Origin of the sequence: Synechococcus sp. RS9902 (assembly GCF_014279635.1) — a bacterium.
Lineage (GTDB): Bacteria > Cyanobacteriota > Cyanobacteriia > PCC-6307 > Cyanobiaceae > Parasynechococcus.
Genome location: NZ_CP047949.1, coordinates 555,712 through 570,173 on the forward strand (window position 1 = coordinate 555,712; position 14,462 = coordinate 570,173).

Here is a 14,462-nt window from a genome sequence, read left to right on the forward strand (position 1 = left end):
CCTGGCAGATCAACTGGGAGATTTAGAAACCACAGCGAACTGTCCGGCGTTACGCGCAATCTCCACCTCGATTTCCTCCGGTGTTGCATACGGAGGGCCAAAGAAAGCAGGCCGAGAGAAAGGCACGGTGAGACCGGTACTAAAGGACGCACGCTGGTGGAGCATCTTGATCCAGGCGAGCAGATGGCTCATCGCCGAGATGTCGACATTTGCCCAATAAGCACTAGCGCAGTAAGGGAAACAAGCGACATCCACGAGTGTGCAACGCTGACCGAGCACAAAAGGGCCGCTCGATGACGCGAGCTGGTCGTCGAGCATGTGCAAACAGCGTTCCGCTTCGGCAATGAAGCGACCAATTGCGAAGGGATCGTTTTGGCCGCGAACCTTGGCGATTCGCTGAAAGTACATGGCTTGCCCCATCGAAGGTCCAAGGGCGCTGACCTGCCAATGGAGCCATTGCTTCGTCTGCAGGTGCAGCTGCAGGTCCTCATCGGCAGGGGGCAGCAAAGGGCTGGCGAAGCGAGCCGCGCTGTACTCCAGGATGGCTGCCGACTCGGCGACTGTTACTCCGCGCGCACGATCAATCAGTGCCGGAATCCGACCGTTTGGATTGATGGAAAGAAAACCTTTACTGCGCTGTTCACTCTTCTCAAAGTCCACCAGTGCCCAGTCATAAGGCACACCCATTTCTTCAAAAAGGATTGGGAGCTTCCAGCCGTTTTGGGTGGCATAAATCAGACAGCAAATTTCACTGTGTTCTGAAGACGACCACGCTTCCTCAAGCGTCACCTGCCTGGCGAGCCTTGATTTTTGGCTCATGTCATCGCCTCACTAATTACTCCATCCCAGATGAACGCTAGGGAGCCGATCCGATCGTTCAACTGAGTTACGTCCAGTCAGTAGGTGGAATCCTTGAAGCCGTAGCGATTCATGAGTTCCTCGGTTGAGATCGGTGTGCCCGACCCCTCCGCGAGCCCGGGGATGCATTTGAACTTGATCTCGCGGTAAAGCTTTTGGAGCGCAGCGCCGTTTTCTTCGCACTGCTCCATCGATGCCTGGGGAACCTGATCGGTAAAGGCGGCCCCCCTCGTGACAAAGAAAAAGATCAGGTATATGACTTCCATCGTTTGGCGATCCCTATTGCTGGCATAGCCACGCCTGGCACCTCCAACCTCACAGCACGGGCGGTGTGATGGTCCCCATCAAGGTCCCGACGCCAACCACCACAAACACCAGAAGCAGCATCCACTTCATCGATAAAAAGCCCTGCCTTGCGACGGGGCGATCCAACCCTGTGGGCAATGGTGAAGACCTCAGCCGGTTGTGGATCACCGGGTCAGTGAGCCCTCACCGGTTTGACGCAAGTAACGGTCGTAATGGGGTTGCGACTGTCACTCGGGTTGCGTCAACCTCCCGGCTTGGGCCTCGTCGGACTGTTGCTGCGCGGCCTCCATCTTTTCGTTCATGTCCTCGTGCCAGTCATCGGCGATCTTGTAACCGCCGAGGAAAGCCACAGCCTCTGAAACGTCCTGGAAGGAATACGCCGTGCCGGTTAAATTGACGACGTACTGCCAGCAGTTGTCGCCGTCGCCGTACTTCCTCCCGGTGATGGTGTTCTGGAAGGCCGTCCAGGTCCCGTCACCGATGTATTCGGCTTGGTCTGGGAGGGATTGGTAGCTGTCCGTGTATCGGAGCAGCTCTTGTTCCAGCTCCTGTAGAGCTGCGCGTTCTTTCGCGTAGGTGTCGCGTGCCTGATGGAATCTCTCCGCAGCGGAGAAGAACTGATCGCCAAGAGTGATGGCCATGATGTGGGTTGCAAAAAATGGATTGCTTAACCACCCGCACCACCCATTTCTCCAACTCTTGAAGAAAGGGTTGAGGGGTAAAAGAGAGAGTTGCTATTCCGGGCGGCACGGGTTCCAGAAGGCCCGGACCCACTTCTTGTTGATGCGGCAACGGTCGTACTTCCACCCGTGGTTCGCCATCAGTTCCCTGATGCGCTGGGCGTTGTAGTTGTTCTGCCGCTCAGGGGCGATGTCCAGGAAGGAATAGATCTGATCCCGGCTGACGTAGGCGGCGGTGCCATGCCGCTGGAGCCATTCCCCCAGGAGGTCCGACCACGGATCGATGAGATCGAAGTCACTGTTCCTGGCGAGGATCGCGTCCATCTCTTCATCGGTGCTCCAGTACTGGAACCCGTTGCGGAACTCGGCGTAGGCCCGAGCCCAGATGGAGTCCCTGGCCGCCGCCACGCGAGCCACCGGCAACTTGTCATCGCCGAGCGGGATCATCACGAAGCGGGAGCTGCCGGTGTTGTCCGACAGCGGGGATTTGTTGGTCGTCGCCCAGAACGTCGAGCGCCGCTGGATGGGCTCAGTGCCGGGAGCGTATTTACGCCGCACCAGATCCACCCGCCTGCTGAGGAAGGCTTTGAGCTTTTCGACCTGAGTCCGGCGTGTGATGCCGTTCAGCTCGTCCAGCTCCATCCCCCAGACGTGCTGCAACTTGGTCACGTCATCGATGTCCAGCGCCGGGGTGAGCCCGTCGCCGTAGAAGTCGTGCCCAAACAGCGCACGGCCCAGCTCGGTCTTGCCGATGCCTTGGCCGCCTTGCAGCACCGGCGTCTGCCGAAGCTGGCAGCCAGGAGTCAGGACCCTGGCCACGGCTCCCACCAGATAGCGGGGCATGAACTGGTCGGCGATCTCATCGTCGATGTCGAACAGGAACCGTGAGAGGTGGTTCCAGTCCTCATCGGGCAGAGGGTCTGCCTTGAGATTGTGCAGATAGACCGCGACGGGATCGAACTCGTTTTCGTTGGCGAGTTCGATGAAGGCATCGCGGGCCATCTTCTGGCTCCACCGGTGTGGGCTCGGTGGCACCGAAAGCCGGAGGTAGAGGTTCTCCGTCTGGGTGGGTGTTGCCTCGCGCCCGTTGATGTGAATCCCGCGGGTGCGGATGTTCAGCCGCGGCATTTCGCCGAGCTGCTCAGCCATGACCCTCAGGGCCTGGCCAGCCTCCACTTTCTTTTGACGTAAATCCTGATTTGACTCTTCCTCGTGGATCCGGAACACCGCGGCGTTGCCAACGGCTATCTCGCGATCCCCGCAGTAGGCCCAGGTGATCCCGCCCTTAACGATCGTCTCGCCCTTGGCCATCACTGGTGGACTCCAGCGAGAGCCGTAGTGGCAGAGGATCACGCGCCCGTCGACGTGGACCCGACAATCAGGCTCAGTCCGCCCACAGATTGGGCAGGGGATCGAATCCCTCCATTGGCCATCACCTGACGGCCTCATGAGCCTGGGGCTCATGCCGGTGTCTTCGCTGTTGATCGCCTGGAGCCAAAGGGACATCCACTCATCCGGGATGGTGGCGATCTCCTGTGGGCTGCCTTCCTGCCAGATGTATTCACCGCCTGATTGGCGGTGCTCACCGACAACGATGCACTGGCCCGTGGTCCAGAAGATCTCGACCTTCTCGTTCCCCTCGGCCTTGATCTCAGACTTGCCGCGAAGGTGCTCCCACTGCCCCCGGGGGACCCGGAAGAACAGCTTGTAGCGGTGTCGGTCAGTCGTTCTCCCCACACGCCATGTCGACGTGTCGGGATCGAGCCCAAGGTGGATCAGTTTGTGGATGGCGCTGAGTCCATCGATGTCGAAGCCGACGATGCCGCCAGCGTCTGGGCCGAGGCGCATGCCGACGCACAACACTCGATCACCCATCTCCGCGATCTGATCGGGAGTGAATGACATGTGTTGCCAGCCCTTCGCAGCGAAGCCGGTGGAAGGGTCAATGGGCGCCTTGTACTTCTCCCCTGCACCACAGGGGATGAGAGGGAGGCCAGTGAGCTGCGGGAGCAGCTCCTGCCTCCAGTAGTTGCTGACTGGTTTCATGCGAGGGGGTGCTCCTCAAACCGTCAGCGGCGCAGGGTCTCTGCCGAAGGTTTCCACCTCCGCCGAAGACTCCCGCTTGTGGTTCCACAGGCTTTGGATTGCCTGTTCCTTGTTCCATCTGACCTTGCGAGTGCCGAGGCCGATGAACTGCCAATCCCGGTGCTGTTGGAAGGGACCGTTGGGGTCCCGCCTCATCCGAAGAAGGGTCTCTGTACTGAGCTGAGCCGCCTCGGCGACTTCAGCGGTTGTGGACGCAATGTCCATTGCTCTGTTGGCGTCCCGATCCCGTGGACTTGTCTCGGTTGGCCTTCTCCAACGCCACCCACTTCTGAACAATTCGCCAGAAGTGCAGCCGCTGGCCACGAGTTAGGCGGTCAGCGTGTTGTGGCATGTCATGGCCGCTTTTGAACACCAGCACCACGCCCTTCTCGCCGAGTTGGACATGGCACCGCTGCCAGTGCGGTTCTGAAACGTCCCAGCCAAACCGGAAGGCGATGTTCACGAAGTGGATGAACTTCTCCCGATGCGGTTCAAGCCATGCGGGGAGCTTTTCGCCCTCCGTCCCGTGGATGGGGCGAAGGTGTCTTCCGGTGGGGGCGTTGAGGGTGGTCACCCGAAACGGTGGAATCAGGGTGGATGGGAATCACCCGCCAAAGCGGTGGCGGTGACAACTGGCCGCCTGTGTTCCTGTCCGAGGGCAACGTAACACCACTGGAGTGGTCAGGCAGCAATTAACGCTGCAATTACCACCACCGGTGGTGTCAGGGCAGCGGCATCGTGCTGGTCTCGGCGGCGAAGTCTCGGGTCCTGATCTTCAGGGTCATGGTCCGATAGCTGCGGGCGTGCACCGCCTCGCTGTGTCCCATCGCGTGGCAGATCGACGCCACCGCCACCCCCTCTCGGTGGCAGCGGATTGAGTAGGTGTCCCGGAAGCTGTATGGCCGCAACCACTCACTCGGGTCTTGGCTGGCGTACTGCTCCACCAGTTCCGCCCAATAGATCTGGACCGCACCGCTGGGCTTGCCGGTCGAACGTGACTTCCGGTGGATGTAGGTGTTCACCGAACTCCCGGAGAGCTTGCGGGCATCGCCATCCCTGCCGGTTGGGAGCTGCAAGGTTCCGTCGGCCATTGCCTGCTCCAAGGGCCACACCACCGGCTGATCGTTGGCGTCGCGGATGTACATCGCCTCCAGGAATCGGGGCTCGGTCTCCTCTTCGCCGCCCACCTTGCAGTAGTTGCACCAGATGGCTGGCTTGCCGGTTTCCGGGTGCGGGCGGCTGCTCAGGTGCTGTAGCTCGATGGGTCTTAACCCAAATTGCGTCAACAGCCTGAACACGTTGCCCCACCTGGGGTTTACGGAGTCCGCTAGCTCAATCAGGCGCAGCATCTCGGCGTCGCTCATCACCGCCTTGAGCTTTGGCTTCGGTGCCTTGGGGATCAGCTCGTCCTTGTCGAACTCGGTGATGAGCCAGCTCGCTGGAGCCTTGTGCCGGGACACCGCGAACTGCATGAACAGGCCCAGGTAGCGCCCGCACTCCACCTTCATCGTGGGAGCCCCGTCCCAGTTTTTCAGAGCTGCCTTCAACAGGCTGTAGCCATCGTGGGCCTTGCCGGTGTTGATGAGCTTCACGGCGTGGTCGATGAACGGGCGCCAGTTCTTCCGGAAGGTGGCGGCGCTGCACTTCTGCGACTGCTGCACCCGGGACGCCTCCATCGCGTCGGCAATTTGTGCCCAGGTCTTGGCCTTCTCCTCACCCTGGAGATCGCTTGTTGCGTGAGCGTCGGCGATCGCCGCCTTCAGTGTTTTCTCACCGTTGTCCCACGCCTTGTAAACACCCTCAATCCACCGGATGGCGTTGCGGTGGTGCACCTCGTCCCAGGTGTTGGGCCGCGGCAGGTAGGCGGTCTCAGCGGGGCGGCCACGCTCCCTGACGCGCAACACAATCCGGTCGCGGACGCGGGAGATGCTCCAACCGTTCCAGGGCTCTGTTGTCTCAATCAGGCGCTGTTCCCAGCGGGGGCGCGAGTCATCCGGAGCCAATGGAGTGATGCCAAAAGTGATGCCAAAAAGATCCTATTCAGTCGTCCTCTGTCGTCAAGGGTTGCCAACAGATCAAGGCTCTGACTATGTTCTGCCCGTGATCGTTGTTTCCGTAAGGAAAGCAGTCAGTTGTATCACCCAAATGACTCGCTGGGGCTGGAAGGCCCCCTCAACCATTTCAGGGCACGCGACTCAGCGGTCGTCCTTTTCGTTGTTCAGACGCTTAGGGGCTCATGGTCAGGTCAGCCGCCCTTGCAATACCTGATTCTCTCCGGAGACAACGGTGGGTCCCAACCAGCTCTGGGAGTCAACACGCAGATCGCTGAAGGGATGGTCTGAAGCAGCAAGCAAAACGCAATGACCAGCAACGCGAAGCCTGTGCCGGGGGCGTGGATGTTGGCTTGGAACCAGGGTTTATGAGCCATGCCATCAGTGTGCCGCTTATATGGAACCTCGTCCCGCCAGATGCGCGCCAGAAAGAGACATGCCTAATGGTGTCAACGGTTGGGCGACAGAGGATCAGCTGAGGCTGGCTTCTTGCTGAAAGCTCGTTTTATTGGGGCAGTAGCTGACGCAACGTGGTCCGCGCCCTCAAAGATCAATGGTTTGCTTTGGCCTTGGGAGCCGCTGCGCTTACTGCACTGTTCTGGCTTGAGTTGCTGGCCACCTAACAAGGATTTTTGAGACCAGATGTTGTCCTCACGCTGCTCTGTTTGGTTGATTGCTGTTGGGGTACTGGTGACTTGTGCTCCGGCTGCTCGTTCTGATGCGTGGGTGAGTTGCAAGCGTGATGCTTCTACAGGGCAGCTGCTCTGGCTGCGGGGGAAGTCAACGGAGCTTCTGAAAAATGCTGAGTACCGACCTGGTGCAACCAATCCTGATCTGGGCACTTGCTTGGTGAGCAATGACCAGCTGCGTCAAGCTCACGGTCTGAGGTTTTGATTGCCGCATGGTTTGGCGGCTGAGCCATGCCAGTTGGTTGATGAGATTGAACCTCTGTTGAGGCTTGGTTCAACGCATCAGCGACCCCAGCGACGCCTCAGCGGTGGGATCACCAGAAAATCCATCACCGCATAGGTCAACAGGCAGGGCAGAAATCCTTTTTCGACCAAATGGCAAATCTGCCGTTCAGGGGCCCATTTGCACAACGCCAACTCAAGCAGCCAGAACAGGGCCACCTTCACCGCAAATGGCGTCAGGGCAAATCGCCATTCCGATGCGCTCAGGCGCACGATGAACGGCACAGCACTCTTGAAACTGCTGAAAGTCTGATGGCGGAACCGCGCACAAGCGTAGGCTCAGACTGCGTCTGATGCGTCTCGCCTTTGCTGATTCATCTGGTGCTCGCTTCTGCCTTGCTGGCTTCCTGGGCGGCCCCTGCTCGAGCGATTTCACTGTCAGCGCGCACGGATCGGTTGATTGATCGGCTTGAGCAGCTGGGTGTTGTGATCGATCGGCTCGAGCGGTGTGGCCCCGGGGCCGAACGCGCCGCTTACAACATGGGCGTGAACCGTCTCTGTTTGTCGCAGGGGCTGCGCGATCAGCCAGGGCTTCAGTTGGATGTTCTGACCCATGAGGCCATCCATGTCGTTCAAGACTGTCTGGATGGCTTGGAGACGCCGTCGTCCTCCACGATCAGCTTGATGTTGCAGGCGCAGGGTGGTTTCAGCCCCGCGCAGGTTGATCGGTTTTTGACACATCATCTCGACCGTTCTACGGCTGCCCACGTGCTGATGGTGACCCAGTCGCTCGGGCCGCTGCAGCGCCAGCGGGAAGTGGAGGCCTATGCGCTTCAGGGCCAGACCGGCATGGTCGAATCCTTGCTGGCCAGGCATTGCTGATCCCCATCGAAGGATGGAGCTTGATCCTGAGATGTTGTTCTGTTTGGTATCGCTAGCCTAGATTGATTCGTTGGAACAATCGGGTGAAGCACCAGTGGATTGCGATGCTTTTGTCGGCTCCACTGATCGGGCTGCAGGTGCCCTCATCATTCGCGCAGTCGTTGTTTGATCGTCCCCCAACCCGGGTGATGATTCACAACCCTCAATCAACCGAAGGCTTGCGCAATCGCACCACGATTTCGGTTGTGGTTCCTGAGGATTCTGGTCATTCCTTGGGCGCGATTGTTTTGCGGCAGTTGCCCAATCTTGATCGGTGGGATTGGGGTCGCCTGGATCCTCGGGTTTATCTCGGCGACTATTCCCTTCGCGGCAAAGGAGTACGGGGCTTGGCCACCGCTTTTGTCTCAGTTTCTGAAGAGGATTTGAGTATCCAATTCAATCCAGCGATTGAGCCCGGACAAACTGTGAATGTTGTGTTCCGTGGCTTTAACCCGCAGTCAAGTATTTATCAATGGTCAACAGAACTGCTCGCGGATGGTGAGGACCCCGTCCGTTATCTCGGGCCCACTTTGCGTTTGAATGTTTATGAGCAGGATCCGTACCGTTAGTTCTTGTTCCCTAGAGCAAGTTTGGGTAGGCATTCAGGAGTCCCCAGATCACCAGTGCGGTGATTGAGGCAAAGATCACGGCTGTCCATGCCGCCAGATCGGCGTTGTTGCTGGACCCTTGCAAAAGCTGAAGTAGGCGTGCCATCAGAAGGAGTGCAAGCCCTTCGGTTCTGGCTCAGCTTGAGGACAAATTCCAGTCTTGTATGCGAGTCCTCATACGTTTTGGAGGCTCGACAGGTCCGAACGCCGTGCTCTAGTTCCTTTAGTGATATTCCCCGGGGTGCTGAATCTTGGTGACGCTGACGCCAGAGGAACTCTTGCCGGAGAACCGCAGAAGTTCATCGCCGGAGACTTCATAACCCAGTTCTTGGGCAATCAGGGCCGCAGCATCGGCGCTCACCGCCTGCAGCACTTGCTCCCTCAGCGAAGGATCTCTGGAGATGTGAGCAAAAAATTGCCGGAGTTGGTCCGTGCTCATGCGGTTGGGGATGTCGTGCCGATTCTGCCCGGTCTGGTGTTTCCTTTTGCCTGTTGACTGGTGCGCAGATCAGGTCTGATGGGATGACGCAACTAGCGGTGTCTGGCGCCTCCGGCAAAACCGGATGGCGAGTGGTGGTGGAGGCGCTCAAGCGTGGTCGGTCGGTTCGAGCCATCGTTCGCCCCGCTTCCGTGCTGCCACCTTCGTTGGCCCAGGCCGAGCAGGAGGGGCGCCTCGAGGTGCGTCGCCTGGAGCTGGACACGGCGGAAGCATTGCTCCATGCCTTGCAGGGCTGCACGGCCTTGGTTATCGCCACGGGTGCTCGCCCTTCGATCAATCTGGCGGGTCCCTTGCAGGTGGATGCCTGGGGCGTGCAGGCGCAGGTTCAGGCCTGCCGCTCGCTGGGGCTGAAGCGCGTGGTGCTGGTGAGCTCCCTCTGTGCCGGTCGTTGGCTGCATCCCCTCAATCTGTTCGGCCTGATCCTGGTTTGGAAGCGGCTGGGTGAGCGCTGCCTGGAGCGCAGCGGTCTGGATTGGACTGTGATCCGGCCTGGAGGCCTGAGTGAAGACGACAGCCGCAGCACCACGGAGGGAGTGCTGGTGACCGACGCCGATCAACAGCAGAGCAACAGCATTCCCCGCCGCCTTGTGGCACAGGTGTGCCTGGATGCTCTGGAGCAGCCTCAGGCCTGTGGTCGCATCCTGGAAATCACCAGCTCCCCAGCCCAGCCCAAGCAGCCGCTGGGCCAGTGGCTGGATCAGAACGCTTGATCTGAGAATGGGCTCAATTCCAAGCCCAGGTTGTGCTGGGCCGGCCTGTGCTGGCCAGGAAGCGTTCGCTGTCGGGGCGAATCAGATCAATGGTTTGTTGTTTGAGCTCGTCGCTCCAGCCGGGTGCCGCAACGTTTTTTCGTCCTTTCGATCCCGCTGGATTCAACAGCGGCAGTTGCCCCTTCTCCAGCAGTCCGGCGCAATCAGGCGTGGCGCCGATGAAGCGGAGGATGCGTTCCAGGCTGGTTTTGGGGTTCGCGCTGAGCTCTTCCGTCGTCATGCTCATCATCGATTGCTCCGGAAAGACGCGGCGGTAGCGCTGCCATTGCTGGTGATACAGCGAGGCATCGATGACGCGTTGCCTCAGGCGGGGAGAGCGGAGCAGTTGATCAAACGGCGGGCAGTCTTTGATGCGTCCGCGCCAGTGGCGCCAGTGGGATTCAATCCGGCGAAGGGGGTGGCGCACCAGATAGATCAGCGGAATGGGGCCGAGGTGGTGATGAATCAGCTCCGGAGTGCTGGCGTAGGTGCCGTAGGACGAGCTGTACATCGTGCTGGCTTCGCCCCGCAGGGGGCGTTGGGGATCCTCCGCAAACTGACTTGCGTACCACTGCCAGCCCCGCAGGTAGTGACGTCCGAAGAATTTCGGTTCCATCGACCGGCTGATCTGGATCTCGGGATGGCGGCCCAGGGCCGTGGCCAGGCTGGTGGTGGCTGACTTGGCTGCTCCGATGATGATGAAGGTGGGCAGCCGGGAGCGGTACAGCGCCGCAATGTGATCGTGCCTCCCCTGCAGGCTGCGCTTGATCTGATGCCGGCAACGCCAGGTGTCCAGCCAGCTCGTTGGATCAGCGTTCGAAGCCATGGGTCCGCAGCCAGTTGGACAGCTTCAAGCCCGTGCTATGCAGGGGGTTGATCGAAGGCAGAGGGGCGTTCTGGATCAAGTGATCCAGAGAAACATCGTTGTAAAAAAGGCGCACATCATCGCCATAGATCCGCATCGTTTTTTCGATCAGAGCATCGCTGTTGAAATAATCCTGCAGGCCGCCACGATCACTGCGCCGAACATTTTTCTGCGGTAACGACTCCATGACATCGATGCCGCGTCGAGCCAGGATGTCGCGCAGTTCTGCCCAGTGCTCGTTGATCTGTTCAACGCGCCCCACAAACTTCGGCACGATCTGATTGCCGATGCACAACAACTGATTCTGGGGCAAGACGTGAACGTCGTAGTGCTTGAACGGCGTTTCGATCAAGACATCGAGGAAGGCTTCAAACGACATGCCATGGGTGATCCCCATGTTTTGCATCGGTAGAGGTGGCGCCTCGATTTCGATCACTTTGTTGTTGTAGGCCGCGATCAGTCGGTCGAACGGGTTGCGCACGAAGCTGAAGCTGAAATGGCTGCGCCGATACTTGCGGGCACGGCGCAAGGTGATCAGTTCTGTTTCCTGATTGGTTTCGTGCTGCCAGAACTTGTCTGATGTTGTTTTGGTTCCTTTGGGAGGCCTCTCACTGAGCAGACGGCACAGGGCTGCTTTGATCGAGGAATTGGCCGCTTTGGGAACCCGCCCATAGAGCAGGTTGTGGCGCTTCATCCGGATGAAGTGGTGCGGTTGAGCCATGGATCAGCGGCTTTTGGCGAAATTCTTTTCGAGGAATTTGCGAAACAGTTTCCATTCGCTGCGATTGAACAAGGGCCGTGCTTGCACCGCCAGTTCAAGCCCCCTTTCGTTCAGGCCTGGATTGGTGGTTTTGTTCAAATTCTCGTTCTCGGTGTTGTCTTCCAGTTGCCGCTGGAGCAGGGGGGCTTGTTCAGGCAGTGCCTGCTTCAGCAGATTCCATAGGAATGTGCTGGGTTGATGGGGATCACTGAGCTTGTCGTAATTGATGCTCGCAAAATGAACCTCCCGTTTAGCGCCCAGCCGGCTCAGACTTTCGGCCAATGTTGTGGGGTTGGTGTAAGAAAAATCGGCGGTTTGACGGAATGACTCGAAACGGCTGGTTTCGGGCGTGTGGCGGCCTTCTTTCAGCAGTTGGGTGTGGCAGGAGCGGATGAAGGCCTCTGGATCTCTGCTGGCAAACAACACGGTCCATGCGATCGATCGCTGTTCGAGGCTGTCTTCCAGGCCGATCATCAACCGTTTGGTGCGTGACTTGGCGTAGCGATACAAGCCCGTTTTGCCTTCTTTGTTGGGTACTTTTTTGCGTCGTTCGTCGACAAGGCCGCTGCGCAAGGTTCCAAAAATGGCTTCGAAGGAGAAAAAGATGGTGTGGATCCTCTCCGGGTGCTCCCCCGCCAGCTCCAGCAGGGTGGCGCGGGTTTGGGATTTCAAGCTTTGGGGGGTCTTGCGATCCCAGCGGCCCCATTGCAGGTGTCGCCATAACTCCGGGCACCGCTTTTTGAAGGTGTTGGGGCCCAGATAGAGCACGCCATGCTGCAGCAGAAGCTTGCGGTTGGTCTGCAGGTTGCGCTGGATGTAGGTGCTGCCTGTTTTGTGCAGACCGCAGTGCAGCACGATCCGATTCGGTTTGAGCTGACTCATGCGACCTGCTGTTGTGGGCTGGCGGCAACACAGCTCTCGAGCCGTTCGAGGGCGAGCCAGGCCCCTTCGCCGTTGTTCTTGTGGCCCTGCCAGATCTCGGGGATGAATGAGGCGTTGGGGGCCAGCTTGTCCATGAGGCTGAACAGCTGAACCCAGTCGATTTCACCGTCGTGAATCTGCAGGCCCTCCCCATCGACCCCTTTGGCATCGGCCAAGTGCAGATGGGCCGTGACGGGAAGGATCGCCTGGAGGAAGGCGCTGAAGGAGGCGTTGAGATGGGTGCAAGCGAGCTTGGAGTGGGACACATCCAGGCAGACCCGCATGCCTGTCTCCTCGCAGAACTCCTGGATGAAGTCGGTGTCGACAAAGAGGTTGTGATAACGCTGCCCGCCGAAATGCCAGGGGAAGGGGGGCATGGTCTGGGGAATGATCTCCACCTCACCAGCGGTGTTGATCTGCTCAAGGCTGTCGATCAGCCGTTGGCGCAGCGGTCTCAATTCATGCGCCTCGAGGTGGTGGTGTTCTGAGAAACCGCCGACGTTGGTCACCAGCAGAACGGGATCGGGGCAGCGGAAGCGGCGGCGCAGGTCGCGGGAGATGTCGACCACGCGTTGGAGTTCCCGAATCGAGTGGCTCCGGTAGTCGTGATCAGCCGTGCAGAGATCCAGGGTGTGATCACCGGCGAAGAGTTCGGGGGCATGCACCACCAGCCCGAGTTGTTGCGGCGTGGGCAGCACCTGATCGAGCTCGACTTCGAGATCCTTGTAACTGAGGTGAATCTCCACGAGATCGAGATTGCTGCTGGCGGCAAAGCTCTGGATGTCGTGATATCTCACCGGCAGGCCAAAGCGATGCTGGAAGCGGTAGGTGCCAGGGCTGGCTGCTGGGGTTTCGAGGTCGGAGGGGAAGAAGAAGTCGCCGGCTGCTTTGCTCACCGGCAAGGTCTTGCCGAGCAGGTCGGCCAGACGGTTGGGCTGCAGCCCTTGCCCGGGGCTCTGGATGCCGACCATGGCCTCGGTGATCTCTGTGCCGGCGGGGACGTCGCAGGTGGCGACCAGGCTCTTGGCCAGCACCTCACGATTCATCATTTCGCCCTGGCTGATGCTGCGCTCGTCGCTGCTGCCCATCGACTCCTCCACCCGGCGGATGCCCTGGATCATCTGGGCAAATTCGTCGGGCAGCAGGCTCACCTTGTGGTCGTTGCCCTCCATGGCGCGATCAAGGGTGATGTGCTTTTCGATCACCACCGCGCCGAGGGCGGCGGCGGCGATGGGAACTTCGATGCCGCGTTCATGGCCGGAGTAGCCCACGGGCGCTTCGGCCAGGTCCCGCAGCCGCTCGAGATAGCGCAGGTTGACGTCCTTGAACGGGGTCGGATAGGTGGAATTGCAGTGGAGCAGCACGTAGCCGGCGCCCTCGTTTTGGAGGTGGCGGATCCCGGAGCGGATCTCCACTTCCGAGGCCATGCCGGTGGAGCAGATCAGCGGTTTGCCGGTGGCGGCCAGGCTGGAGAGCAGGGCGTGGTTGGTGAAGTCGGCAGACGCCACCTTGAAGCCTTCCATCCCCCAGCGGTTGAGCTTGTCGAGGCTGGCCTCATCCCAGGGGGTGCAGAGGGGCACCAGACCTTTGCTCGCCGCGTGGTCAAAGCAGCGGAACAGCTCGTCGTCGCTGAGCTGGAAACGTTCGAGCAGATCCAGGGTGTATTGGGTGCCCAGATCGGACGCCATGTCGTTGCTGTCGCCCGCATTGCGGTACAGCCGACTCATGTCCCGCATCTGGAACTTGGCGCAGTCCGCTCCCGCGGCGTGGGCCGCATCGATCAGTTGCAGGGCAGTGTTGAGATCGCCGTTGTGGTTGTTGCCGATCTCGGCGATCAGGAAACAGGGGGCGTCATCGCCGATGCGGTGGGAGCCGATCTGGAGTCCATCGGTGGCCCGCCGTGCCACGGCGACGATGCGGCCATGGCTGTCGAGCAGCGGCAGCGCAATGATGCGGGAATTGAGCAGGGCGCTGAGATCACTGGCGCTGGTGCCTTCGGGGGCAGAGCGGCAGTTGGCATTCATGGCCGCGGTGACCGGCCGGTTGAGGTCGATCTCGCCACACCCGGCAATCCAGCGGCGGAAGTCGCCATCGGTGAGCACCCCCTGGAGGATGCCGCTTTCTGAGACAACGAAGATCAACCGTGATTGGTTGGCCGTGATCTTGCTCAGCGCCGAAAGAATGCTGTCTTCGGCGAAGACAACGAACTGGGTGAAATTCCGCTCAATCAGGATGCCTCTCACCGTTC

Annotated in this window: 17 protein-coding genes; 3 read left to right on the forward strand and 14 right to left on the reverse strand. The window is 59.7% G+C overall.

The window, feature by feature from the left end:
* Positions 1 to 9 precede the first annotated feature (9 nt).
* From SynRS9902_RS02900 to SynRS9902_RS02935, 8 genes are all read right to left on the reverse strand, one after another.
* Entirely contained in the window at positions 10 to 819 is an 810-nt protein-coding gene (locus tag SynRS9902_RS02900) for a glutathione S-transferase family protein (RefSeq protein WP_186509905.1), read from the reverse strand.
* A 77-nt stretch (positions 820 to 896) separates the two neighbouring features.
* Positions 897 to 1,049 carry a hypothetical protein gene (locus SynRS9902_RS02905; protein WP_186509906.1) on the reverse strand — a complete coding sequence of 51 codons (153 nt, stop codon included), beginning with the start codon at positions 1,047 to 1,049 and terminating at the stop codon, positions 897 to 899.
* Positions 1,050 to 1,391: 342 nt separating this feature from the next.
* Positions 1,392 to 1,805 carry a hypothetical protein gene (locus SynRS9902_RS02910; RefSeq protein WP_186509907.1) on the reverse strand — a complete coding sequence of 138 codons (414 nt, stop codon included), beginning with the start codon at positions 1,803 to 1,805 and terminating at the stop codon, positions 1,392 to 1,394.
* A 93-nt stretch (positions 1,806 to 1,898) separates the two neighbouring features.
* Positions 1,899 to 3,890 carry a VapE domain-containing protein gene (locus SynRS9902_RS02915; protein WP_186509908.1) on the reverse strand — a complete coding sequence of 664 codons (1,992 nt, stop codon included), beginning with the start codon at positions 3,888 to 3,890 and terminating at the stop codon, positions 1,899 to 1,901.
* Between the two features lie 15 nt (positions 3,891 to 3,905).
* On the reverse strand, positions 3,906 to 4,154 hold the full coding sequence (locus tag SynRS9902_RS02920) for a hypothetical protein (protein WP_186509909.1): 249 nt from the start codon (positions 4,152 to 4,154) through the stop codon (positions 3,906 to 3,908).
* On the reverse strand, positions 4,129 to 4,503 hold the full coding sequence (locus tag SynRS9902_RS02925; RefSeq protein WP_186509910.1) for a hypothetical protein: 375 nt from the start codon (positions 4,501 to 4,503) through the stop codon (positions 4,129 to 4,131). Before SynRS9902_RS02925 ends, SynRS9902_RS02920 begins: the two co-directional genes overlap by 26 nt.
* Before the next feature lie 148 nt (positions 4,504 to 4,651).
* Positions 4,652 to 5,932, reverse strand: a complete 1,281-nt coding sequence (locus SynRS9902_RS02930; protein WP_186509911.1) for a hypothetical protein — start codon at positions 5,930 to 5,932, stop codon at positions 4,652 to 4,654.
* A gap of 1,019 nt (positions 5,933 to 6,951) precedes the next feature.
* Entirely contained in the window at positions 6,952 to 7,176 is a 225-nt protein-coding gene (locus SynRS9902_RS02935; protein WP_186509912.1) for a hypothetical protein, read from the reverse strand.
* Positions 7,177 to 7,272: 96 nt separating this feature from the next.
* Here SynRS9902_RS02935 and SynRS9902_RS02940 point away from each other — a divergent pair, with 96 nt between their 5' ends.
* Together SynRS9902_RS02940 and SynRS9902_RS02945 are read left to right on the forward strand one after the other, a co-directional pair.
* Positions 7,273 to 7,773 (forward strand): hypothetical protein, encoded by a 501-nt coding sequence (locus SynRS9902_RS02940; RefSeq protein ID WP_186509913.1) that lies wholly within the window; start codon positions 7,273 to 7,275, stop codon positions 7,771 to 7,773.
* 83 nt (positions 7,774 to 7,856) lie between these two features.
* Complete coding sequence (locus SynRS9902_RS02945) at positions 7,857 to 8,381, forward strand: DUF2808 domain-containing protein (protein WP_255446180.1); 525 nt, start codon at positions 7,857 to 7,859, stop codon at positions 8,379 to 8,381.
* A 10-nt stretch (positions 8,382 to 8,391) separates the two neighbouring features.
* Here the strand turns inward: SynRS9902_RS02945 and SynRS9902_RS13570 are convergent, their stop codons facing one another.
* Both SynRS9902_RS13570 and SynRS9902_RS02950 read right to left on the reverse strand, forming a co-directional pair.
* Entirely contained in the window at positions 8,392 to 8,526 is a 135-nt protein-coding gene (locus SynRS9902_RS13570; RefSeq protein WP_255441776.1) for a hypothetical protein, read from the reverse strand.
* A gap of 117 nt (positions 8,527 to 8,643) precedes the next feature.
* On the reverse strand, positions 8,644 to 8,859 hold the full coding sequence (locus tag SynRS9902_RS02950; protein WP_115081034.1) for a Nif11-like leader peptide family natural product precursor: 216 nt from the start codon (positions 8,857 to 8,859) through the stop codon (positions 8,644 to 8,646).
* Between the two features lie 83 nt (positions 8,860 to 8,942).
* On the opposite strand from SynRS9902_RS02950, the gene SynRS9902_RS02955 reads away from it, so the two are divergent.
* Positions 8,943 to 9,629, forward strand: a complete 687-nt coding sequence (locus SynRS9902_RS02955) for an SDR family oxidoreductase (protein ID WP_186509915.1) — start codon at positions 8,943 to 8,945, stop codon at positions 9,627 to 9,629.
* 13 nt (positions 9,630 to 9,642) lie between these two features.
* Here SynRS9902_RS02955 and SynRS9902_RS02960 read toward each other — a convergent pair whose 3' ends face one another.
* Genes SynRS9902_RS02960 through SynRS9902_RS02975 form a run of 4 tightly spaced genes read right to left on the reverse strand, consistent with a single transcriptional unit; the run spans position 9,643 to position 14,457 of the window.
* Positions 9,643 to 10,494, reverse strand: coding sequence for a sulfotransferase domain-containing protein (locus tag SynRS9902_RS02960; RefSeq protein WP_186509916.1), 852 nt, complete (start codon positions 10,492 to 10,494; stop codon positions 9,643 to 9,645).
* Positions 10,478 to 11,254, reverse strand: coding sequence for a sulfotransferase family protein (locus tag SynRS9902_RS02965; protein ID WP_186509917.1), 777 nt, complete (start codon positions 11,252 to 11,254; stop codon positions 10,478 to 10,480). Before SynRS9902_RS02965 ends, SynRS9902_RS02960 begins: the two co-directional genes overlap by 17 nt.
* A gap of 3 nt (positions 11,255 to 11,257) precedes the next feature.
* Complete coding sequence (locus SynRS9902_RS02970; RefSeq protein WP_186509918.1) at positions 11,258 to 12,175, reverse strand: hypothetical protein; 918 nt, start codon at positions 12,173 to 12,175, stop codon at positions 11,258 to 11,260.
* The gene (locus SynRS9902_RS02975; RefSeq protein WP_186509919.1) at positions 12,172 to 14,457 is read right to left on the reverse strand and encodes an N-acetylneuraminate synthase family protein; all 2,286 of its coding nucleotides are present in this window, start codon (positions 14,455 to 14,457) and stop codon (positions 12,172 to 12,174) included. The genes SynRS9902_RS02970 and SynRS9902_RS02975 overlap by 4 nt, the downstream gene beginning before the upstream one ends.
* Positions 14,458 to 14,462 lie beyond the last annotated feature (5 nt).